The sequence below is a fragment of the Streptomyces sp. NBC_00252 genome (assembly GCF_036187565.1).
GTDB lineage: Bacteria > Actinomycetota > Actinomycetes > Streptomycetales > Streptomycetaceae > Streptomyces.
The window spans coordinates 5,505,725-5,527,065 of sequence record NZ_CP108087.1; the positions used below are offsets into that span (position 1 = coordinate 5,505,725).

20 protein-coding genes are annotated in these 21,341 nt (G+C 69.2%); 10 read left to right on the forward strand and 10 right to left on the reverse strand.

The annotated features are described in order from the left end of the window. Positions 1-296: 296 nt before the first annotated feature. On the forward strand, positions 297-872 hold the full coding sequence (gene dcd / locus OHT77_RS24220; protein WP_266770151.1) for a dCTP deaminase: 576 nt from the start codon (positions 297-299) through the stop codon (positions 870-872). A gap of 2 nt (positions 873-874) precedes the next feature. Continuing rightward, the gene (locus OHT77_RS24225; RefSeq protein WP_420311388.1) at positions 875-1,384 is read left to right on the forward strand and encodes a phosphoribosyltransferase; all 510 of its coding nucleotides are present in this window, start codon (positions 875-877) and stop codon (positions 1,382-1,384) included. 307 nt (positions 1,385-1,691) lie between these two features. On the opposite strand, the gene OHT77_RS24230 is transcribed toward OHT77_RS24225, so the two are convergent. The 4 genes from OHT77_RS24230 to OHT77_RS24245 form a co-directional block, all read right to left on the reverse strand. Then, positions 1,692-2,003, reverse strand: coding sequence for a hypothetical protein (locus OHT77_RS24230; protein ID WP_328830587.1), 312 nt, complete (start codon positions 2,001-2,003; stop codon positions 1,692-1,694). Positions 2,004-2,093: 90 nt separating this feature from the next. After that, positions 2,094-3,047: a Yip1 family protein gene (locus OHT77_RS24235; protein WP_328830588.1), complete on the reverse strand. Its 954-nt coding sequence runs from the start codon at positions 3,045-3,047 to the stop codon at positions 2,094-2,096. Positions 3,048-3,406: 359 nt separating this feature from the next. Next, the gene (locus tag OHT77_RS24240) at positions 3,407-3,808 is read right to left on the reverse strand and encodes a hypothetical protein (RefSeq protein ID WP_328830589.1); all 402 of its coding nucleotides are present in this window, start codon (positions 3,806-3,808) and stop codon (positions 3,407-3,409) included. Between the two features lie 206 nt (positions 3,809-4,014). Continuing rightward, entirely contained in the window at positions 4,015-6,306 is a 2,292-nt protein-coding gene (locus OHT77_RS24245) for a (Fe-S)-binding protein (protein ID WP_328830590.1), read from the reverse strand. Between the two features lie 241 nt (positions 6,307-6,547). Between OHT77_RS24245 and OHT77_RS24250 the strand changes: the two genes are divergently transcribed. The 6 genes from OHT77_RS24250 (at position 6,548) to OHT77_RS24275 (ending at position 13,283) form a co-directional block, all read left to right on the forward strand. After that, entirely contained in the window at positions 6,548-7,570 is a 1,023-nt protein-coding gene (locus OHT77_RS24250) for an MraY family glycosyltransferase (protein WP_328830591.1), read from the forward strand. A gap of 96 nt (positions 7,571-7,666) precedes the next feature. Next, complete coding sequence (dnaK, locus tag OHT77_RS24255) at positions 7,667-9,511, forward strand: molecular chaperone DnaK (protein WP_328830592.1); 1,845 nt, start codon at positions 7,667-7,669, stop codon at positions 9,509-9,511. Further along, positions 9,508-10,182 (forward strand): nucleotide exchange factor GrpE, encoded by a 675-nt coding sequence (gene grpE / locus OHT77_RS24260; protein ID WP_266770128.1) that lies wholly within the window; start codon positions 9,508-9,510, stop codon positions 10,180-10,182. Before dnaK ends, grpE begins: the two co-directional genes overlap by 4 nt. A gap of 60 nt (positions 10,183-10,242) precedes the next feature. Then, positions 10,243-11,433, forward strand: coding sequence for a molecular chaperone DnaJ (gene dnaJ, locus OHT77_RS24265; protein ID WP_266770126.1), 1,191 nt, complete (start codon positions 10,243-10,245; stop codon positions 11,431-11,433). Between the two features lie 5 nt (positions 11,434-11,438). Beyond that, positions 11,439-11,891, forward strand: a complete 453-nt coding sequence (locus tag OHT77_RS24270; RefSeq protein ID WP_033284884.1) for a heat shock protein transcriptional repressor HspR — start codon at positions 11,439-11,441, stop codon at positions 11,889-11,891. A 285-nt stretch (positions 11,892-12,176) separates the two neighbouring features. Continuing rightward, complete coding sequence (locus OHT77_RS24275) at positions 12,177-13,283, forward strand: sugar ABC transporter substrate-binding protein (RefSeq protein WP_328830593.1); 1,107 nt, start codon at positions 12,177-12,179, stop codon at positions 13,281-13,283. 232 nt (positions 13,284-13,515) lie between these two features. Here OHT77_RS24275 and OHT77_RS24280 read toward each other — a convergent pair whose 3' ends face one another. From OHT77_RS24280 to OHT77_RS24290, 3 genes are read right to left on the reverse strand one after another with little or no spacing between them, the layout of a single operon-like run. Further along, positions 13,516-14,358, reverse strand: a complete 843-nt coding sequence (locus OHT77_RS24280) for a transglutaminase family protein (RefSeq protein ID WP_328830594.1) — start codon at positions 14,356-14,358, stop codon at positions 13,516-13,518. A gap of 1 nt (position 14,359) precedes the next feature. After that, positions 14,360-15,292, reverse strand: a complete 933-nt coding sequence (locus tag OHT77_RS24285; protein WP_033284781.1) for an alpha-E domain-containing protein — start codon at positions 15,290-15,292, stop codon at positions 14,360-14,362. Further along, positions 15,289-16,833 carry a circularly permuted type 2 ATP-grasp protein gene (locus OHT77_RS24290; RefSeq protein ID WP_328830595.1) on the reverse strand — a complete coding sequence of 515 codons (1,545 nt, stop codon included), beginning with the start codon at positions 16,831-16,833 and terminating at the stop codon, positions 15,289-15,291. Before OHT77_RS24290 ends, OHT77_RS24285 begins: the two co-directional genes overlap by 4 nt. A 262-nt stretch (positions 16,834-17,095) precedes the next feature. On the opposite strand from OHT77_RS24290, the gene OHT77_RS24295 reads away from it, so the two are divergent. Continuing rightward, a complete protein-coding gene (locus OHT77_RS24295; RefSeq protein WP_266770112.1) occupies positions 17,096-18,157 on the forward strand; it encodes a helix-turn-helix transcriptional regulator in 1,062 nt (353 codons plus the stop codon). On the opposite strand, the gene OHT77_RS24300 is transcribed toward OHT77_RS24295, so the two are convergent. Then, a complete protein-coding gene (locus OHT77_RS24300) occupies positions 18,120-19,091 on the reverse strand; it encodes a helix-turn-helix transcriptional regulator (RefSeq protein WP_328830596.1) in 972 nt (323 codons plus the stop codon). The two genes, OHT77_RS24295 and OHT77_RS24300, sit on opposite strands and share 38 nt — an antisense overlap. Continuing rightward, positions 19,088-20,125 (reverse strand): helix-turn-helix transcriptional regulator, encoded by a 1,038-nt coding sequence (locus OHT77_RS24305; RefSeq protein ID WP_384877186.1) that lies wholly within the window; start codon positions 20,123-20,125, stop codon positions 19,088-19,090. The genes OHT77_RS24300 and OHT77_RS24305 overlap by 4 nt, the downstream gene beginning before the upstream one ends. Positions 20,126-20,422: 297 nt before the next feature. On the opposite strand from OHT77_RS24305, the gene OHT77_RS24310 reads away from it, so the two are divergent. Continuing rightward, positions 20,423-20,758 carry a hypothetical protein gene (locus OHT77_RS24310; RefSeq protein WP_266770105.1) on the forward strand — a complete coding sequence of 112 codons (336 nt, stop codon included), beginning with the start codon at positions 20,423-20,425 and terminating at the stop codon, positions 20,756-20,758. A gap of 140 nt (positions 20,759-20,898) precedes the next feature. Here OHT77_RS24310 and OHT77_RS24315 read toward each other — a convergent pair whose 3' ends face one another. Then, positions 20,899-21,312: a pyridoxamine 5'-phosphate oxidase family protein gene (locus OHT77_RS24315; RefSeq protein WP_328830598.1), complete on the reverse strand. Its 414-nt coding sequence runs from the start codon at positions 21,310-21,312 to the stop codon at positions 20,899-20,901. Positions 21,313-21,341 lie beyond the last annotated feature (29 nt).

Sequence of the window (21,341 nt, forward strand, 5' to 3'; positions counted from 1 at the left end):
GTTCCCGATGCAGCAGGCGGAGCGGCTCGGCCCCGGCCGGCTCGTGAGGTGTCCGCGGTGTGCCCGGCTCCGCAGTGTGGTGCCGGTGGCCTTGGAGAAGCAGGACCAGTAGGGAAGCAGAACCGGTACGGCAGCAGGACCGGTAGAGAGAAGCAGAACCGGTACAGCAGCAGGGCCCTTACGGCAGCACGGTCAGTGCGGACGCAGGGCCGGTACAAGAAGTACATGCACGTAGTCGCAGGCGCGCGGGTCCGTCCGATTGTGGTCGGTCCGCGCGTCTTGCGTATCCTCGGGGCGTGCTTCTCTCAGACAAGGACATCCGGGCCGAGATCGACGCCGGGCGGGTCCGGATCGATCCCTACGACGAATCCATGGTGCAGCCGTCGAGTGTCGACGTGCGCCTCGACCGCTACTTCCGGGTGTTCGAGAACCACCGCTACCCCCACATCGACCCCTCCGTCGAACAGGCGGACCTGACCCGGCTGGTGGAGCCGGAGGGCGACGAGCCCTTCATCCTCCACCCCGGCGAGTTCGTGCTCGCCTCGACCTACGAGGTCGTGTCCCTGCCCGACGACCTCGCCTCGCGCCTGGAGGGGAAGTCCTCCCTCGGCCGCCTCGGGCTCGTCACGCACTCGACCGCCGGCTTCATCGACCCCGGGTTCTCCGGTCACGTGACGCTGGAGCTGTCGAACCTCGCCACGCTCCCCATCAAGCTCTGGCCCGGCATGAAGATCGGCCAGCTGTGCATGTTCCGGCTCAGCTCGCCGGCCGAGTTCCCCTACGGCAGCGAGCGCTACGGCTCCCGCTACCAGGGCCAGCGCGGCCCGACCGCCTCCCGTTCCTTCCTCAACTTCCACCGAACGCAGGTGTGACCGTGGCCGACGTGCGGGAGAACCTGACCTACGAGGCGTTCGGCATCGCCGTGCGCGAGCTCGCGCAGACCGTCGCCGACGACGGCTACGAGCCCGACGTCATCCTCAGCATCGCCCGCGGCGGGGTCTTCGTCGCCGGCGGCCTCGCCTACGCCCTCGACTGCAAGAACATCAGCCTCGTGAACGTCGAGTTCTACACGGGCGTCGGCACCACCCTCGACATGCCCGTCATGCTCGCGCCCGTCCCGAACGTGATCGACTTCTCCGACAAGAAGGTCCTGATCACCGACGACGTCGCCGACACCGGCAAGACCCTCAAACTGGTCCGCGACTTCTGCCTCGACACCGTCGCGGAGGTCCGCAGCGCGGTCGTCTACGAGAAGTCGCAGTCCCTGGTGAAGTGCGAGTACGTGTGGAAGCGCACGGATGAGTGGATCAACTTCCCGTGGAGTGTGTTGCCTCCCGTACACAGGTCGGGGGAAGCGGCGAAGCCGAACACGGAAGCTGTCTGACCTGCGGGTTCCGCTGCCGCTGCGGTACTGGTGAGTGAAGAGGCCCTCGGATGAATACCGAGGGCCTCTTGTGTTGGGACAGTTCTCAGACGGTGCGTTCTGATCTTGTCCTGTGCCAGGACGCCTGACCGTTTGCCGCTTCTCGGTCCCGTACGCGATGGCAACTCATCGCCGTACTCGCCGACCGGCCCTGGAACACGGTGCGGCCGGAGACCTTGGTGACATAGGCGGGTTCCGGCGCCACGCCCTGGACGCGCGCGGCGGTGTCGAGGTCGGCGGTCGTCCTGCCGTTCCTGGCCGCGTCGCGTCACGCTCCTACATCCCACCCGGGTTCGGACTGGCTGGGAGCCGTGAGGTCCAGCCATATCCACGGCTTGTGGTCCCACGTACGTATCTCGCCCACGACGAGGTCGACAGTCGCCCCGACCGAGGGCAGCTCCCGCGCGAGGCGCTGCACTCCCGGCTCGTCGCCGCGGCGAATCATGTCCAGCGAGGCGCCCACGGGCTCGTATCCGTTGAGTTTCGCCGTGAAGCCCCAAGGCTGGTGACTGGTGATCGTCGCTTGGACTGTCTCGCCTCGCCGAAGCTCGGTCAGGGGACGTACTGATCCAGCTGCCATGGCGACATCATCCCAATGCCGTCGACGAGGGGCTCCCGGCAGACACCGGGAGCCCCTCGTCGTCGTAGCGGATAAATCCTCTGGCAGCCTTTAGAACGTGCCCAGCTTCACGATCGACAGCAGGGCCACCAGCTGGATCGCCGACGCGCCCAGGGCCTTGGGCCAGGGGAGGTCGTGGGAGCGGCTGACCATCATGGTGAGGAGGGCGCCGGCTGCCACCCAGGTGGCCCAGCCGAGGGCCTGGACGAAGGTTGCGTCGCCGCCGAAGAACATGGCGAAGACCAGGCGGGGGGCGTCCGTGATGGACATGATCAGCATGGAGAGGCCGACCGTGGGCTGCCAGGCTCCGTCGCCGCCCAGCTGGCGGGCCAGGGTGTGGGTGACCACGCCCAGGATGAAGGACGACAGGACCATCGCCACGGCGGTCACCAGGACGATCGGGACCGCGTTCGACAGGGTCGCGCTTATCGCGTCCTCGCGGGCGCCGTCGAAGCCGAAGACCGCGAGCAGGCCGTAGAGGAACGTCACGATCAGGGCGGGGCCCCACATCGTGTAGTCCCGCATCTGGAGGAAGGTCTGCTGGGGGGCCAGGACGATGCCCCTCAGGAGGTCCTTCCAGTGCAGGCGGGGGCCGATCGGGCCGCTGGGAGCCTGGGCCGAGCCTGCGCGGTAGGTACCGCCCTGGCTGTACGGGTCCTCGCCCACCGCGAACGACTGGGTGTGGCCCGGGTTGTTCGCCGCGTACGGGTCCGGGGTGCCGGGGTGACCGCCCTGGCCTCCGTAGCCGCCTTGGCCGTACCCCCCGTTGTCGCCGAAGTACTCCGGCTCGTCGCCGTAGGCGCCGTTTCCGCCGCTGCCCGCGCCGCCGCCGTACTGGGGCTGCTGGGGGCGCTGTTGCGGGTACGGCTGCGGGGCCGCGGGGTAGCCGTACGACGGCTGGCCCTGGGGCGCCGGGGGTACCTGCTGACCGTATGGGGGGTGTTGAGGGCGCGCTTGCGGGGACCGGGAGCCCCGGCCGCCGCGTCCGTTCCTGAATCCAGCCACGTCATCGAACGTACCTGGTTCCGCAGAGTCACGTGTCGGGGCGGGGTTTCGGGAGGGGCTTTGCTGCCGAGCTGTGACATCCCCTAGGGGGTCGGAGATGGGTGGGGGATTGGTGAGGGGCCGCCCGCTTCTGGGCGGTGTCGGGACTCCGCGTCCCGGGTGGATGGCGGCCGGAGAGGAGTGGTGTCCCAGGTGGGAGGCCCCGTCCCTGAACTGCGTCCGCGGTCGGCGTTGAGGGGGCGCCTCGGGACACGTCCCCATGTCGGGCAAGCCAGGGCAGGGCGGGGCAGGGCGGGGCAGGGTTCGGCTATCGGCTATCGGCTATCGGCTGCCGCGCCGACCACGGCGGATGGACAGGCTCACGCCCAGGGCTCCTGCGCTGCCGTCTTGGCCACCGGGGCTCGCCGGGCCGTCAGCAGGCCGCCTGCCGCGCCGAGGGACACCAGGCCCATGCCGGCGGCCGTCGCGATGCCCTTGGCGCCGGCCATGGAGAGGTAACAGAACGCTGCCACGCCGCCGTTGAAGAGGAACAGGAACCACAGCGTCGACCGCTTCGACAGGAACGCCTTGATTCTCGGCTTCTTCGCGATGCGTGAGCCAGTCAGCAGTGAGACGGCGATTCCGGTGAAGGTGGCGGCGGTCTTCGCCGTGCCGTCCAGCACCGCCCCGGAGGCCGTGCTCGCGACGAGGCCGGCGATGAAGGACGACCACAGGAGGAGGTTGGTGACGAACGACTTCGCGGTGGTGAGAAGCGACTTCACGGGGGTTTCCTTCGGAGGAGGGCGGGCTGATCTCTGCCCTCCACGATTCCGTCGCGCGCTCGTCGTCACGAGGGGCCGCTCTCCCGGATGCGTGGTGGAGCCCGCTACACCCCCCGCTACACCCCCCCCCGCTGCCCCCCCGGCACACGACAGCGCCCCGCGCCCTCTCGTGAGGGCGCGGGGCGTCGTCGTAGGCAATGAGGTTCTTACTTCACCGGCTCGGGCTCTGGGGCGTTCTCCGGTTCCGAGGTGCCCGCCGGGGGCTCGTCCTCGGTCGGCTTCTTGACCGAGTCGAGGAGCAGTTGGGCCACGTCGACGACCTGGATGGATTCCTTGGCCTTGCCGTCGTTCTTCTTGCCGTTGACGGAGTCGGTGAGCATGACGAGGCAGAAGGGGCAGGCCGTGGAGACGATGTCGGGGTTCAACGACAGTGCCTCGTCGACGCGTTCGTTGTTGATGCGCTTGCCGATGCGTTCTTCCATCCACATGCGCGCGCCGCCGGCGCCGCAGCAGAAGCCGCGTTCCTTGTGACGGTGCATCTCCTCGTTGCGCAGGCCGGGGACGCTGGCGATGATCTCGCGCGGGGGTGTGTAGATCTTGTTGTGGCGGCCCAGGTAGCAGGGGTCGTGGTAGGTGATGATGCCCTCGACCGGGGTCACCGGCACCAGCTTGCCCGCATCCACCAAATGCTGGAGGAGCTGGGTGTGGTGGATGACCTCGTAGTCGCCGCCGAGCTGCGGGTACTCGTTGCCGATGGTGTTGAGGCAGTGCGGGCAGGTCGCGACGATCTTCTTCGCCGACTTCGGCTTCGCCGTTTCCGCGACGACCTTGCCGTCGTCGTCGAGTTCCTCGCCGAAGGCCGTGTTCAGGGCCATGACGTTGTCCATGCCGAGTTCCTGGAACAGGGGCTCGTTGCCCAGGCGGCGGGCGGAGTCGCCGGTGCACTTCTCGTCACCGCCCATGATCGCGAACTTGACGCCCGCGATGTGCAGGAGTTCCGCGAAGGCCTTCGTGGTCTTCTTCGCCCGGTCCTCCAGGGCGCCCGCGCAGCCCACCCAGTACAGGTACTCGACCTCGGTGAGGTCTTCGATGTCCTGGCCGACGACGGGGACCTCGAAGTCGACCTCCTTGAGCCATTCCAGGCGCTGCTTCTTCGCCAGGCCCCAGGGATTGCCCTTCTTCTCCAGGTTCTTCAGCATCGTGCCCGCCTCGGAGGGGAACGCGCTCTCGATCATCACCTGGTAGCGGCGCATGTCGACGATGTGGTCGACGTGCTCGATGTCGACCGGGCACTGCTCGACGCAGGCGCCGCAGGTGGTGCAGGACCACAGGACGTCCGGGTCGATCACCCCGTTCTCCTCCGCCGTCCCGATCAGCGGGCGCTCCGCCTCCGCCAGCGCCGCGGCGGGGACGCCGGCGAGCTGCTCCGCGGTGGCCTTCTCCTCGCCCTCCATCGACTTGCCGCCGCCTGCCAGCAGGTAGGGCGCCTTGGCGTGGGCGTGGTCCCGCAGGGACATGATCAGGAGCTTCGGGGAGAGCGGCTTGCCGGTGTTCCAGGCGGGGCACTGCGACTGGCAGCGCCCGCACTCGGTGCAGGTGGAGAAGTCCAGCAGGCCCTTCCAGGAGAACTGCTCGACCTGGGAGACACCGAAGACGTCGTCGTCGCCCGGGTCGGTGAAGTCGATCGGCTTCCCGCCCGACGTCATCGGCAGCAGCCCACCCAGGGACGTGGCGCCGTCCGCGTTGCGCTTGAACCAGATGTTCGGGAACGCCAGGAAACGGTGCCAGGCCACGCCCATGTCGGTCTTGAGGGCGACCGTGATCATCCAGATGAAGGAGGTCGCGATCTTCAGGCCCGCGAAGAAGTACGTGAGGTTCTGGAGGGTGGAGACGTCCAGGTGGCGCAGGGCCGAGACGACGGGGTACGAGATGAAGAACGAGGCCTCGTACGCGTCCACGTGGTGCTGGGCGCCCTCGAGCGCGTGCAGCATGAAGATGCAGACGCCGACGATGAGGATGACGGCCTCGACGAAGTACGCCTGGCCGAAGTTGGAGCCGGCGAAGCGGGACTTGCGGCCCGGCTTGTTCGGCTTGTTCAGCTGGCGGATCGCGATGAGGACCACGATGCCGAGGACCGTCATCGTGCCGATGAACTCGACGAAGACGTTGTACGGCGCCCATTCGCCGATGATCGGCAGCAGCCAGTCGGCCTGGAAGAGCTGGCCGACGGCGTTGACGATCGTCAGCAGCAGTGAGAAGAAGCCCACCGCCACGAACCAGTGCGCGACGCCGACGACACCCCAGCGGTTCATCCGGGTGTGGCCGAGGAACTCCTTGGCCACGGTGACAGTGCGCTGGACGGGCTCGTCGGTGCGGGTGCCCTTGGGCACGTTCTGGCCGAGTCGCATGAAGGTGTAGATCTGCAGGACGGCGCGGGCGAACAGCGCCACACCGACCACGATCAGAACCAGCGACACGATGATCGCGGCGAGTTGCATTTCAGGGCTCCTCGGGCCTGCGAGGGGTCAATGGCATCACCGCTCAGCACATTACTAAGCGGTAACTTAATCGGTTCGACCGAGACTACCCCTATCTTGCGTCGCACTGTAGCCAGGCGTGCGGTGACGTGCGTCGCTGAGGGTCGCCTAAAAAGACCTGCTCCGGGCCAGTTCGCAAGCTTGTTACGGTCTGATCGTGTTATTCGTACGGAATTGGTACATTTGCGGCTAATTTGGATCCGTGCTCTACGGGATTCTCGCCGCCACGACCGCCCTCCTCCTCTCCGCCCTGCTCGCCGCACTGCTCCGAGTGCCCGCGCTCAAGGCCGGACTCGTCGACCGGCGGCGACGGACCCGACCCGTTCCGCTGCTCGGGGGACTGGCGGTGGCCCTCGCCGTCTCGGCGGTCACCTGGGTGTGCGACCGGACCGGACTCGCCCCCCTCGGCGACGGTGTCGACGGACTGCTGGCCGCCGGGGCCGCGGTCGCCGGGCTGGGGCTCGTCGCCGACGTGTGGCGGCTGAAGACCCGGTTCCTGGTTCTCGGTACGGCGGTGGCGGCCGCCTGTGTCATGCCGTACGGCGAGCTCGGGGTGCCCGGCGGCGCGCTGGCCGTGGTGTGGATCGTGTTCGTCGCCGGTGCCTTCAAGGGGCTCGATCACGCCGACGGGCTCGCGGGGACCATCGGGGTGGTCACCGCCTTCGGGGTCGGGGCCTGTGCCGCGATGGAAGTGATGGACGGGCTCGCGGTGTTGCTCAGTGTGCTGGCCGCCGCGCTCACCGGGTTCCTGATGCACAACTGGCATCCCGCGCGGATCGCGCTCGGTGCCTGCGGGTCGCTGTTCACGGGGTTCCTGCTCGCCTCGGCCGCGGTGCTGACCCAGGCCGGGCGCGGTCCGGGTCAGGGTGCGGGCGTGCTGTTCGCGCTCACCGCGGTCGCCAGTGCCGACGCCGTACTGGTGCTGCTGTCGCGGCGGCTGGCCGGGCGGGCGCTGCTGCGCGGCGGGCCGGACCATCTCGCCCACCGGCTGCGGCGGTTGGGGCTCACCCCGCAGGGGGCGGTGGTCCTGGTGGCGATCGGAGGGTTCTCCGGAGTGCTCGTCGGGGTGCTCGTGCACAACGGGTGGGCGGACGGATCCGCCGTCATGTGGGTGGTGGGCGGGGCCCTGGTCGTCGTGTTCGGGCTGCTTAAAGTCTCTGTCTACGGGGGACGGCGTGCCGCGTCGACGCAGGTCAGAGCCCAGTTGCGTGTAAGGAACGGATAAGAGTTGAGCCTGCCCGACTCAGCTCTGTTGACCCAGCGGTGAGTGTCGTGCACACTTGAGTCCGTTCCACTCAAGTCATTGCTGGAGGAATCAACCATGGCACGTGCGGTCGGCATCGACCTGGGCACGACTAACTCCGTCGTCAGCGTTCTTGAAGGCGGCGAGCCCACCGTCATCACCAACGCAGAGGGCGCCAGGACCACGCCGTCCGTCGTCGCCTTCGCCAAGAACGGCGAGGTGCTCGTCGGAGAGGTGGCCAAGCGCCAGGCGGTCACGAACGTTGACCGGACCATCCGTTCCGTGAAGCGCCACATGGGCACGGACTGGAAGATCGAGCTCGACGGGAAGAACTTCAACCCGCAGCAGATGAGCGCCTTCATCCTGCAGAAGCTGAAGCGCGACGCCGAGGCCTACCTGGGCGAGAAGGTCACGGACGCGGTCATCACCGTCCCGGCCTACTTCAACGACTCGGAGCGCCAGGCGACGAAGGAGGCCGGCGAGATCGCGGGCCTGAACGTCCTGCGCATCGTGAACGAGCCGACCGCCGCGGCGCTGGCGTACGGCCTCGACAAGGACGACCAGACGATCCTCGTCTTCGACCTCGGTGGCGGCACCTTCGACGTGTCCCTCCTGGAGATCGGTGACGGCGTCGTCGAGGTGAAGGCGACGAACGGCGACAACCACCTCGGTGGTGACGACTGGGACCAGCGGGTCGTCGACTACCTGGTGAAGCAGTTCGCCGCGGGCCACGGCGTGGACCTGGGCAAGGACAAGATGGCCCTCCAGCGTCTCCGCGAGGCTGCCGAGAAGGCCAAGATCGAGCTGTCCAGCTCCACCGAGACCTCGATCAACCTGCCGTACATCACGGCGTCCGCCGAGGGCCCGCTGCACCTGGACGAGAAGCTCACCCGCGCCCAGTTCCAGCAGCTGACGGCCGACCTGCTGGAGCGCTGCAAGACGCCGTTCCACAACGTCATCAAGGACGCCGGCATCTCGATCAACGAGATCGACCACGTCGTCCTCGTCGGTGGCTCCACCCGTATGCCGGCCGTCGCGGAGATCGTGCGCGAGCTGACCGGCGGCAAGGACGCCAACAAGGGCGTCAACCCGGACGAGGTCGTCGCCATCGGCGCGTCCCTCCAGGCCGGTGTCCTCAAGGGTGAGGTCAAGGACGTCCTGCTCCTCGACGTGACCCCGCTGTCCCTCGGCATCGAGACCAAGGGAGGGATCATGACCAAGCTCATCGAGCGCAACACCACGATCCCGACCAAGCGGTCCGAGATCTTCACCACCGCCGAGGACAACCAGCCCTCCGTGCAGATCCAGGTCTACCAGGGCGAGCGCGAGATCGCGGCGTACAACAAGAAGCTCGGAATGTTCGAGCTGACCGGTCTGCCGCCGGCCCCGCGTGGCGTCCCGCAGATCGAGGTCTCCTTCGACATCGACGCCAACGGCATCATGCATGTCACCGCCAAGGACCTCGGCACCGGCAAGGAGCAGAAGATGACCGTCACCGGCGGCTCCTCGCTGCCGAAGGACGAGGTCGACCGCATGCGCCAGGAGGCCGAGCAGTACGCGGACGAGGACCACCGCCGCCGCGAGGCCGCCGAGTCCCGCAACCAGGGCGAGCAGCTCGTCTACCAGACGGAGAAGTTCCTCAAGGACAACGAGGACAAGGTCCCCGGCGAGGTCAAGACCGAGGTCGAGGCCGCCGTCGAGGAGCTGAAGGCCGCGCTCAAGGGCGAGGACACCGCCGAGATCCGCACCGCCACCGAGAAGGTCGCCGCGGTCTCGCAGAAGGTCGGCCAGGCCATGTACGCCGACGCCCAGGCCGGTCAGGCCGCCGCAGGCGACGCCCCGGGTGCCGAGGCCCCCAAGGCCGACGACGACGTGGTGGACGCCGAGATCGTGGACGACGAGCGCAAGGACGGTGCCGCGTGACGGAGGAGACCCCGGGCTTCGAAGAGAAGCCCGACGTCCCCTCCGGCGCCACCCCCGACGACGCCGAGCCGCAGGCCGCCTCCCCCTCCAGCAGTGGGGAGGGGGCGGCCCCGGCAGGGGACGCAAGTGCACAGATCGCCGGTCTGACGGCCCAGCTGGACCAGGTGCGCAAGGCGCTCGAAGAGCGCACCGCGGACCTCCAGCGGCTCCAGGCCGAGTTCCAGAACTACCGCCGCCGGGTCGAGCGCGACCGGATCGCGGTCAAGGAGATCGCCGTCGCGAGCCTCCTGACCGAGCTGATGCCCACGCTCGACGACATCGGTCGCGCGCGGGAACACGGTGAACTCGTCGGCGGTTTCAAGTCGGTGGCGGAATCCCTGGAGACCGCCGCGGCGAAGATGGGACTGCAGCAGTTCGGCAAGGAGGGCGAGCCCTTCGATCCGACGATCCACGAGGCCCTGATGCACTCGTACGCGCCGGACGTCACGGAGACGACCTGCGTGGCGATCCTGCAGCCCGGGTATCGCATCGGCGAGCGCACCATCCGCCCCGCGCGGGTGGCGGTCGCGGAGCCGCAGCCCGGCGCCGCGCAGACCGGCAAGGCGGAGTCCTCGGACGCCGCCGAGACGGCGGACGACGACAAGGAGAGCGGTGGCCCGGACGAGGGCTGACATCGCACCCCACGGGACCCGCAGAGCGAGTAGCACCAAAGGAAAGGAGGGACGTCGAGGATGAGCACCAAGGACTTCATCGAGAAGGACTACTACAAGGTCCTCGGCGTCCCCAAGGACGCCACCGAGGCCGAGATCAAGAAGGCGTACCGGAAGCTCGCCCGCGAGTTCCACCCGGACGCCAACAAGGGCAACGCCAAGGCCGAGGAGCGCTTCAAGGAGATCTCCGAGGCCAACGACATCCTCGGTGACCCCAAGAAGCGCAAGGAGTACGACGAGGCCCGCGCCCTGTTCGGCAACGGCGGCTTCCGCCCGGGACCGGGCGGCGCGGGCGGCGGCAACTTCAACTTCGACCTGGGCGACCTCTTCGGAGGCGGCGCCCAGGGCGGTGGTGGCGCCGGGGGTGCCGGCGGCTTCGGCGGCGGGATCGGTGACGTCTTCGGGGGCCTGTTCAACCGGGGCGGCGCGGGCACGACCCGTACGCAGCCCAGGCGCGGCCAGGACATCGAGTCCGAGGTCACGCTCAGCTTCACGGAAGCGATCGAAGGGGCCACGGTGCCGCTGCGGATGTCCTCGCAGCAGCCCTGCAAGGCCTGTTCGGGCACCGGCGACAAGAACGGCACACCGCGTGTGTGCCCGACCTGCGTCGGCACCGGCCAGGTGGCGCGCGGCTCCGGCGGCGGCTTCTCCCTCACCGACCCGTGCCCCGACTGCAAGGGCCGCGGCCTCATCGCCGAGCACCCCTGCATCGAGTGCAAGGGCAGCGGGCGCGCCAAGTCGTCCCGGACCATGCAGGTCCGGATCCCCGCGGGGGTCACGGACGGCCAGCGCATCCGGCTCCGCGGCAAGGGCGCACCGGGTGAACGGGGCGGCCCCGCGGGCGACTTGTACGTCATGGTGCATGTCGACGCCCACCCGGTGTTCGGCCGCAAGGACGACAACCTCACGGTGACCGTCCCGGTGACGTTCGCCGAGGCGGCACTCGGCGGCGAGGTCAGGGTGCCCACCCTGGGCGGGCCCCCGGTGACGCTGAAGCTGCCCCCGGGCACGCCGAACGGCCGGACGATGCGCGCCCGCGGCAAGGGCGCGGTCCGCAAGGACGGCACGCGGGGCGATCTCCTCGTCACGGTCGAGGTGAGTGTCCCGAAGGACGTCACGGGGAATGCTCGTGACGCACTGGAGGCGTACAGAGAGGCGACCGCGGGCGAGGACCCGCGGGCGGAGCTGTTCCAGGCCGCGAAGGGAGCATGAGAGTGATGGACGGCCGTCGACGCAACCCGTACGAGCTGACCGAGGAGACCCCGGTCTACGTCATCTCGGTGGCGGCCCAGCTCTCCGGCCTGCACCCGCAGACGCTGCGCCAGTACGACCGCCTCGGCCTGGTCTCCCCGGACCGCACGGCCGGGCGCGGCCGGCGCTACTCGGCCCGCGACATCGAACTGCTGCGCACCGTCCAGCAGTTGTCGCAGACCGAGGGCATCAACCTGGCGGGCATCAAGCGCATCATCGAGCTGGAGAACCAGGTGGTCGCGCTCCAGCAGCGCGTCGCCGAGCTCCAGTCGGCGGTCGAGGGCGCGGCGGCGACCATGCAGCAGCGCGAGGCCGCGGTGCACGCGTCGTACCGGCGCGACCTGGTGCCGTACCAGGAGGTCCAGCAGACCAGTGCGCTGGTGGTGTGGCGGCCGAAGCGGCAGCAGTCCTCGGACTGACGTCCACGCACACACGGAAGGGGCCCGGAGATTTCTCCGGGCCCCTTCCGTGTGCCGTCGGTTGTGGCGATCTTTGCCGTTTCATGAACTCCCTTTGGATGGAGGGTCCGTAAAGAGTGTTTGGAGGTGGTTTCGCAAGGTCTCCACATACCGAACGGAACGTGGCGTTGCCATCTCGTTAAGTGGTTCCGCTTGACGCCGGTGGTCGCATCCGCGTTGGCTTTTCAGTCACCTGGGTTGCAATGCTGCACCCTCGTCCGGACGGCACCAGAAGTGAGCACCCCAATGCGTCGTATCGCCATATCCGTGGCCGCGTTCTCGCTGGCCCTCCCCCTGGCCGCCTGTGGCGTCCTCGACTCCTCGGGGAGCAGCTCGGACGCGACTCCGGCGAAGGGCAACGACATCACGGTGGGCGTGCTCATGCCGGAGAAGACGAACACGCGGTACGCGGAGTTCGACTACCCGATCATGAAGGCGAAGATCGAGGAACTCACCGCGAACAAGGGCAAGGCCGACTACGAGAACGCCGGTGGCGTCGCGTCCGTCCAGGACAAGCAGATGCAGAAGATGATCGACGAGAAGGTCGACATCATCGTGCTCGACGCCGTCGACTCGCACGCCATCCGGACGATGGTGGCCAAGGCCAAGGCGGCCGGCATCCCGGTCATCGCCTACGACCGTCTCGCCGAGGGCCCGATCGACGCGTACGTCTCCTTCGACGGCGAACTGGTCGGCGAGGTGCAGGGCCGCTCCCTCGTCGAGGCGCTGGGCAGCAACGTCGACACCTCCGACAAGATCGTGATGATCAACGGCTCGCCCACCGACCCCAACGCCGCGGTGTTCAAGGGCGGGGCGCTGTCCGAGCTGCAGGGCAAGGTGACGATCGCCGAGAGCTACAACACCAAGGCCTGGGACCCGGTCGTGGCCCAGCAGGAGATGACCGAGGCGATCAACAAGCTCGGCAAGGGCAACATCGCCGCCGTGTACTCCGCCAACGACGCGATGGCCGGCGGCATCATCAAGGCCCTGAAGGCCTCGGGCCTGACGAAGCTGCCCCCCGTCACCGGCCAGGACGCCGAACTCACCGCCGTGCAGCGGATCGTGACCGGCGAGCAGTACATGAGCGTCTACAAGCCGTACCCCGACCTCGCCGAGGCCGCCGCGAAGATCGCCGTCGCCAAGGTCCAGGGCAGGGACATCGAGTTCGACGCCCTCACCCGTGACACCGTCGACAGCCCCACGAACAAGAAGATCCCCTCGCAGCTGGTGTCCGTGGTCGCGCTGACCCAGGACAACATCAAGTCGACGGTGGTCGCGGACGGGATCTACAAGATCTCCGACATCTGCACCTCCGACTACAAGTCCGCGTGCTCGGCCATCGGCCTGAAGTAGCGCCCGGTCCCCGGCGTCGGTGACGTCGGTCCGGAAGCGCCACCTGATCTCACCGGTGGCCGCGTCGTAGCGGCGCTCGTCGTCGTCCCCCGCGTACACGGTGCCGTCCGCGACCGTGGGGGACGGCCTGACGGCCTTGCCGGTGCCGACGTGGAGGATTCCGCCGGACTGGGCGGACGGGCCGGACAAGGGGCTGTCGATCCCGTCCCGGAGGTGTCCCGCCGCCGTTCGCTCATGCCACCCGGGTGAACTCCACCGTCACCTCGGGCGGTCCGCCCGCCACCCCTCGGTAGATGCCCTTGTGCGGGGTCACGTCGTCGTAGTCCCGTCCCCGTCCGACCACCACATGGGACTCGTCGGGGCGGGTGCGGTTGGTGGGGTCGTAGCCGCACCAGTCGCCCGCCCAGTACTCGATCCAGGCGTGGCTCTGTCCGGCCACCGGGCGGTGCAGTTCGGCCTCCCGCTCGGGGTGGAGGTATCCGGAGACGTAGCGCGTGGGCAGGCCGAGGCCGCGCAGCAGCGCGATGGTCACGTGGGCGATGTCCTGGCAGACCCCGGCGCCCTGTTCCCAGGCCTCGGCGGCCGAGGTGTTCACGCCGGTGACGCCGGGGAGGTAGGCCACCCGGTCTGCGACCAGCGCGGAGACCGCCACCGCCGTGTCGTGCGGATCGAGGTCCACGGCCGTCCTGCGCGCCTTCTTCAGCAGCTTGGGCGGGACCGTCGTACGGACGGTGGGGCCGAGGAACTCCAACAGGCGGGAGTTCGTGGCCCGTTCGGCCACCTCCTGCCAGGTGGGCGCGGGGGCGAGCTCCTCCGGCGGGGACGTCTCGACGAGGCTCGACGCGGTGATCGTGAGGTTCGCGTGCGGGTCCATCAGGTCGAAGCCGGTGACCTGGGTGCCCCAGTAGTCCCAGTACGACCAGGTCGGCGTCGTCGGGTTGACGGTCACGCGGGCGTCCAGCGTGGTCTGGCCGGGCAGCGTGAGCGGGGTCATCCGGACCTCGTTGTGGGAGGAGACGGCCGCCTGGGTGTACGACACGCGGGTGGTGTGACGGATGCGAAGCCTCCGGGTCATCTCAGGCTCCTTCCTGGGCCCACTCGACGGGCCCCTGGTACGGGAAGAACAACTCCGCGACCGCTTCCGCCGAGTCCATGCAGGCGTGCTGCAAGTCCTTGAGGAGGGCGGGCAGTTGCTCTTCCAGGGCGTGCGAGTCCAGGTATTCGAGACGGGTGCGCAGCCGGCCTATCGGGCGGCGGGCGGGGTCCTGGCGCTGCCGGCCGAGCGCGGTCAGGCACTCCTCGGCAGTCGTCAGCGCGTGCAGCGCCGAACGCGGGAAGTCCCGGTCCAGCAACAGGAATTCGGCCACGCGCGGGGTGTCCCCGAACCCGCCATACACCCGCGCGTACGCCTCGTCGGCGCCCGAAGCGCTGAGCAGCGTCGGCCAGTCGGGGGCGTGCGCCGCGTCCAACACCCTTACGGACAGCAGCCGTACGGTCATGTCCACCCGTTCCAGGCTCCTGCCGAGGACGACGAAACGCCAGCTGTCGTCGCGGCTCATCGTCGAGTCGGCGAGGCCGAAGAACAACGCGGCGCGTCTGCGCACGAGTTCGAGATAGGCGTAGGGGCCGGTGCGGCGGGCGGCGAGGCGCTGGTCGGCCAGGGCGTGCCAGGTGGAGTTGAGGCACTCCCACATCTCCGAGGAGACGGCCTCCCGGGCGCTGCGGGCGTTCAGCCGGGCGGCGCCGAGCGCGCCCTCGATGGAACAGGTCGACCGGGCGTCGAACGCGAGCTGGTCCAACACCTGCTGCATGTCGACGCGTTGGCCGCCCGCGTCGACCCCGAGGATCGCGTACAGCGACCGGCAGGCCGCGTCCTCGTCGCGCCAGGGGTCCTCCAGCAGGCGGTGCAGATAGGCGTCGAGGATGCGCCCGGTGGCGTCCGCCCGCTCGACGTAACGGCCCGTCCACGTCAGGGCCTCGGCTATCCGGGAGAGGATCACGTCGTTCACTGCTGCGCCCCTTCCTGTACGACCACGGGGTTGCCGTCGGGGCCGAGCTGGCGGGGTGCCACCTCGGGCGGTTCGCCGTCCGGGGTGACCGGTTCGGGCTGTTCGGCGGGGCCCTCCGCGAGCACCCAGGTGTCCTTGGAGCCGCCGCCCTGGCTGGAGTTGACGATCAGGTTGCCCTCCTGGAGGGCGACGCGGGTGAGGCCGCCGGGCAGCACCCAGACGTCGGTGCCGTCGTTGACGGCGAACGGACGCAGGTCGATGTGGCGCGGTGCCATGCGCTCGCCCGCGAGGGTGGGGGAGGTGGAGAGGGCGACCGGGCGCTGGGCGATCCAGCCGCGCGGGTCGGCGGCGACGGCTTTGCGAGTGCGTTCGAGGGTCTTCGCGTCCGCCTTGGGCCCGATGACGATGCCCGTGCCGCCCGCGCCGTCGACGGGCTTCACCACCAGCTGGTCGATCTGGTCGAGGACCGCCTCCAACTGCCCCGGCTCGTCGGGCCGGTAGGACTCCACGTTGGGCAGGATCGGTTCCTCGGAGAGGTAGTAGCGGATGAGGTCGGGGACGTAGGTGTAGAGGAGCTTGTCGTCCGCGATGCCGTTCCCGACCGCGTTCGCGAGTGTGACGTTCCCGGCCTGGGCGGCGTTCATGATCCCCGGGCAGCCGATCACCGAGTCGGGGCGGAAGTGCAGCGGGTCGAGGAAGTCGTCGTCGAGCCGCCGGTATACGACGTGGACGGGCACCTCGCCGCGCGTGGTCCGCATCCACACCCGGTTGGTGCGGCACACCAGATCGTGCCCCTCGACCAGCTGCACGCCCATCAGCCGTGCCAGCAGGGCGTGTTCGAAGTAGGCGGCGTTGCTCGGCCCCGGGGTGAGGACCACGACACGCGGGTCCTGGGTGCCCGCGGGCGCGGCGGCCCGCAACGCGGCGAGCAGGCGGTGCGCGTACCCGTCGACGGGGACCACGTGCTGCTCGGCGAAGAGGGAGGGGAAGATCCGCGTCATGGCCCTGCGGTTCTCGATGACGTACGAGACCCCGCTCGGCACCCGGACGTTGTCCTCCAGGACCCGGAAGTCGCCGGCCTCGTCGCGCACGAGGTCGATGCCGGCCACGTGGATGCGGACCCCGCCCGGCGGCTCGACCCCCTGCGCGGCCCGGTGGAAATGGGCCGAGTTGAGGAGCAGCCGCCAGGGCACGACCCCGTCCTCGAAGGCGCGGCAGTGCGCGTACGCGTCGGAGAGGTAGGCCTCGAGGGCCCGCACTCTCTGCGCCACCCCGCGCTGGATGAGGTCCCACTCCAGCGCGTCGATGATCCTCGGCACCAGGTCCAGGGGCCATGGCCGTTCCTCGCCCGCGAAGGCGTAGGTCACGCCGCGGTCGGTGAAGGCGCGGGCCATCTGGTCCGCGCGGAAGCGCAGTTCACTCGGCTCGATCGGCTGGAGTGCCGCCAGGACCGGCTCATAGGCGGTTCTGACCTCACCCGGCCGCACAAACATCTCGTCCCACGCATCGGCCAATGCGTATGCGTCAAATATGTCCGCCATGAGGGGACGTTAAGTGCGATAGGTAACACCGTGATCTCTGAGTGATTTCCGGCAGCTCACGCGGAAAGTGATACGACGAGAGGCTCGATGCGTCTGGCCGGACACCCCCCAGCTTGTTGCAAGGTGAGCCACGGAGGCCGGGAGATAGCGGGGTAAATAGGAGGTTTTCGGGGGCTGTTCGAGGGGCAGCCGTGTTGCGGAGCAGGTCGGGTCCGCGCATAGTTGCGCTGCAAAGAGGCGGGAAGCGGGGGTGGGATGGGCGATGGCCGGGCACGGGACGGACGAGCATCCACACGGTGCTGACCGACTCTGCGATGCGGGGGACCGTGTGTACTCCCGGGCCGTACGACGGGGCCGGGTGCCGCGCACGGACGCCGAACCGGTGCCGTGCCTGCTGGAGCTGGCCCTCCTCCACCCCGACCCCGACGACATGGCCTGGCTGGTCCCGACCTCCCCGCAGGAGGTCATGACCCGCCTGCTGCGCGGGGTCTACGACGAGGTCAGCGAGAGCCACCGCCGGGTCGGCTCCGCGGTCGCCGCCTTCGAGCGGTACGCCGGTCTCGGCCGCCGTATCCAGGCGTCCGCGGTGGCGTCGGCGTCGCTGGAAGGCGGTGCCGCGATCCGCGTCCTGGACGGGCTGTCCCGGATCCAGGCGGCGATGGACGACGCGACCGAGGCCTGCACCGGCGAGGTCCTCACCGTCCAGCCCGGCGGCATCCGTCGCGAACCGGAACTCACGGAGGGCCTGCACCGCGCCCTCGCGCTGCGCTCACGCGGGGTGCGGATGCGCGACCTGTACACCCACGTGGCCCGCCACGGCCAAGGCCTGCTGAACTACCTGGAGTTGATGGGCGACGCGGTGGAGGCGAGGACGCTCGACGAGGTCGTCGACCGGCTGATCCTCTTCGACCGCACGGTCGCCTTCATCCCCGCCAACGCCGACCACACCATGGCCCTGGAACTGCGCCACCCCGCGCTGATCGAGTACTTCGTCACGGTCTTCGACCGCCTGTGGCGCCTCGCCATCCCGGTCGCCGCCGCCCTGCCCGACACGGGCATCGAGGGCATCTCCCACCGCGAACAGTCCATCGCGGCCCTCCTCGCGGACGGCCACCAGGACGCGGTGATCGCGGAACGCCTCGGCATAAGCGTGCGCACCTGCCGCGCCCACATCGCCCGCCTCTCGGAGACCCTCGGCGCGGCCAGCCGCACCCAACTCGGCGTCCGCATAGCCCAGGTGGGCCTCGACGGCACCCCGACCCGCCACCCGGACGTCCCGGTCCAGCTCACTCCGGCGGAGCGAGAATCCCCGACTGCCCGATGAGATAGCCGAGTTGGGCCCGGCTCTCACTGCCCAGGGTGGCGGCGAGTTTGGCGATGTGGACGCGGGCGGTGCGGATGTTCATGCCGAGGCGGTCGGCGATGACGGCGTCGGTGTGGCCCTCGACGAGGAGGTTCGCTATGGCGCGCTGGCGCTGGCTGATGCCGTTCATGGAGGGGCGCTGGACCGCCTCCGGGTGCATCGGCACGGCGAGGTGCCAGAGGCGGTCGAAGACGTTGGTGAAGTAGTCGATCAGCGCGGGGTGGCGGACCTCCAGGGCGAGGCTGCGGTCCCTGCTCGCCGGGATGAACGCGACCCTGCGGTCGACGACGATGAGCCGGTCGGTGACCTCGTCCAGGGTGCGGGCCTCCGCGTCGCCCCGCAGCTGCTCGTAGCGGGCCAGCACGAGCGGCTTGTGGCGCTGGGTGTGCTGGTAGAGGGTGCGGATCCGGCCGCCGCGGTCCAGGAGGGCCTGGTCGCGGACGAGCGCGACGGCCTGGGCCTCCACGCTGCGCGGGCTGACGTTGGGCTGGATGGCGAGGAGCTCGTCCGTGGCGTCCGCCATGGCCTCGGTGATCGCGTCGTTGATGCGTTCCTTGTCACCGAGGACGGTGAGCGCGGGGGAGTCCGCGGCCGTGCGGGACCCGTCGAGCCGCAGCAGCGGCGCGAAGGCGGTCTCCAGGCGCTCCTCGCGGCGCCGCTCGTCCGCGATGCGCTCGGCCGACCGCCGCAGCAGGCGGTTGAGCACGGAGGCGGGTGCGACCGGGCGCAGCCGCCCGGGATCCGCTTCGTCGGGATGCAGCAGTCCGAGACCGGCCAGGCAGGGTGCCGACTCCGCGTCCTCGGCAGGGACTCGCCCGTCGCGCAGCGCGCGGACGTACAGGCCCAGGCCCTCCGCGCACAGTTCCTCCGCGCCGTGCGTGTGTGCCTCGGTCACGTCGGGCTGTCTCCCTCCTGCGCCGGCTGGTCCTTCTGCAGGATCCCCGACTGGGCTATGAGGAAGCCGAGCTGGGCGCGGCTGCCGCTGCCCAGGGCCGTGGCGAGCTTGGCGATGTGGGCCCGGCAGGTGCGCACGTTCATGCCCAGGCGCCGGGCGATGGCCTCGTCGACATGGCCCTCGACCAGCAGCTTGGCGATGGAGTGCTGGATGTCGGTGATGCCGTCGGCGGCGGTCTCGTAGGGGCTGCCGGCGCTCAGCGGGACCGCGCGGCTCCACATGAACTCGAAGACCTTGATCAGATAGCCGACGAGCCCCGGGTGGCGCAGTTCCAGGGCGACCTGCCGGTCGTCCCGGATGGGGATGAAGGCGACCGTCTCGTCGCAGATGATCAGGCGCTCGACCAGCTCGTCGATGGTCCGGTACTCCGCCTTGCCGTTGGCGAACTGGTCCACGTAGGCCAGCCGCTCGGGGATGTACCGGGCGGTGTGCTGGTACAGGGTCCGGATCCGTACGCCGCGCTCGATCAGGGTTCTGTCGCGCTCCAGGCCCTCGATGATCCGGCGCTCGGGGTGGCGGACGCTCGGCTGCACCGTGAGCACCTCGTTGCGGCACTGGTCGGTGGCCAGGTCGAGGGCTCCGTTGATGCGGTCGAGGCCCTCCAGCACGGTGATCGAGTGCGCCGGGGCCGAGCCCTGCGCGGTGAGCGTCATGAACGGCTCGAAGACCTCGGCGAGCTCCATGGACGTACGCCTGCGGTCGGAGATCTCGCGTTCGAGCGGGTTGAGCCGCAGGGACAGCGCCACCGCGGGGGGAACCGGGCGGAGCCAGTTTTCGTCGTCAGGATCGGCGTGCAGGAGGGCGAACTCCATCAGACAGGGAGCGGCCTCCACATCCACACGGGCGACTCGTCCTGTGCGCAGAGCGTTGGCATATACGCGCCTCCCCTCCTCGCACAGTTCGGCGATGGTGTGGGGATGTGCCGCTTCTGTCGGATTTGTCGTCAAATCTCCACCCCCCAGGGTCCTGAACATGCAGGAACATGATGCACTCATTGTGTGGTCATGACGTGCCTGAATGAGCCATCGTCTTATCAGACGGGGGAAGAGGGGACCTTCAAGTGAGGACGAAGCCGACTATGCGTAAGAGAATGCTTCGCTCGGTGCTTGTCGCCGCCTTCTCCGCCGTTGTGGCCTTCGGAACGCTGAGTGGCCTCTCTGGTGCGAAGAGCGACATGCGAGCGGGGGACACCCAGTGGTCAGCGGTGAGGGCCGACGCGGTCGTCAGCGAAGCCGTAGTGGCCACACCCGGCGACACCCAATGGTCTTGATATGACAACGCCTCCTGACGACCGCAGCTTCCGTCGCGAAATGGCCACGGCCTACCGCTCCGGCTGGCACTTCATCGACCTGGCCACCGCCATCCCCCACAGCGGTGACTCGCTCATGGTGACCGTGTTCGGTGAGCCGGTCGTCGTGACGCGGGACGAGGACGAGGACGTACGGGCGTACCGGTGTCTGCGGCGGCCACGGGGGGCGCCGCAGCCAGTGCGATGTGCCATTCGGTACGGAATGATCTTTGTGAATCTTGACCAGCGAGACCACCGGCTGGTGGAACCGGATGCCCCCGACGTCCAGACCATCTCAGCCACCCCCCGCAGTGCCTGACGCGATTCCCCCGTCGTAAAAGATCGCTCAGGTGCTTCCCCCCGCAGCGGCGTCACCGTGACCTGAACACGGTGACGCCGCTGCAGTTTGTGCGGAATGTGCGGGTATGCCCCCTGCCGCAGTGGCCGGAAATGATCGCTTCAGCGCTTTCCCATGGCCCGTGTCAGCTCTATCTCGATCACCACGCGCGACGGGTTCGGCGACGGCGCCCGCTCATACCGCTCCGCGTACCGGCGCTCCGCCTCGGCCACCCGGTCGCGTTCGGCGCGTACGAAGGCCCGGCCCTCCAGTGTGGCCCAGCGCCGCCCGTCCACCTGGCAGACGGCGACCCGCGCGCCCTCGGGGCCGGCGGCCAGCACGTTCGCCACCTTCCGGCTCGACTTGTTCGCGATGACCCGAGCGAGGCGTGCCTCCGGGTCGTATGTCACTCCGACAGGGACGACATGCGGGCTGCCGTCGGGGCGCGGGGTCGTGAGGGTGCACAGGTGCCGTTCCTGCCAGAAGCCGAGGTACGACGGGTCGGGGGCGCCGGGGTCGACGGGGTGGGTGGTCATGTCTCCGGAACTTAGTCGCCGGATCGCTC

Bases quoted from the DNA above. Each gene is read 5' to 3' on its own strand.
- OHT77_RS24270 (WP_033284884.1), top strand. From the start codon at position 11,439: ATGGACGGCCGTCGACGCAACCCGTACGAGCTGACCGAGGAGACCCCG.
- OHT77_RS24305 (WP_384877186.1), bottom strand. From the start codon at position 20,125: ATGTTCAGGACCCTGGGGGGTGGAGATTTGACGACAAATCCGACAGAA.
- OHT77_RS24245 (WP_328830590.1), bottom strand. From the start codon at position 6,306: ATGCAACTCGCCGCGATCATCGTGTCGCTGGTTCTGATCGTGGTCGGT.
- dnaJ (WP_266770126.1), top strand. From the start codon at position 10,243: ATGAGCACCAAGGACTTCATCGAGAAGGACTACTACAAGGTCCTCGGC.
- OHT77_RS24315 (WP_328830598.1), bottom strand. From the start codon at position 21,312: ATGACCACCCACCCCGTCGACCCCGGCGCCCCCGACCCGTCGTACCTC.
- OHT77_RS24290 (WP_328830595.1), bottom strand. From the start codon at position 16,833: ATGGCGGACATATTTGACGCATACGCATTGGCCGATGCGTGGGACGAG.
- OHT77_RS24295 (WP_266770112.1), top strand. From the start codon at position 17,096: ATGGCCGGGCACGGGACGGACGAGCATCCACACGGTGCTGACCGACTC.
- dnaK (WP_328830592.1), top strand. From the start codon at position 7,667: ATGGCACGTGCGGTCGGCATCGACCTGGGCACGACTAACTCCGTCGTC.
- OHT77_RS24310 (WP_266770105.1), top strand. From the start codon at position 20,423: ATGACAACGCCTCCTGACGACCGCAGCTTCCGTCGCGAAATGGCCACG.
- OHT77_RS24275 (WP_328830593.1), top strand. From the start codon at position 12,177: ATGCGTCGTATCGCCATATCCGTGGCCGCGTTCTCGCTGGCCCTCCCC.
- OHT77_RS24230 (WP_328830587.1), bottom strand. From the start codon at position 2,003: ATGGCAGCTGGATCAGTACGTCCCCTGACCGAGCTTCGGCGAGGCGAG.
- OHT77_RS24280 (WP_328830594.1), bottom strand. From the start codon at position 14,358: ATGACCCGGAGGCTTCGCATCCGTCACACCACCCGCGTGTCGTACACC.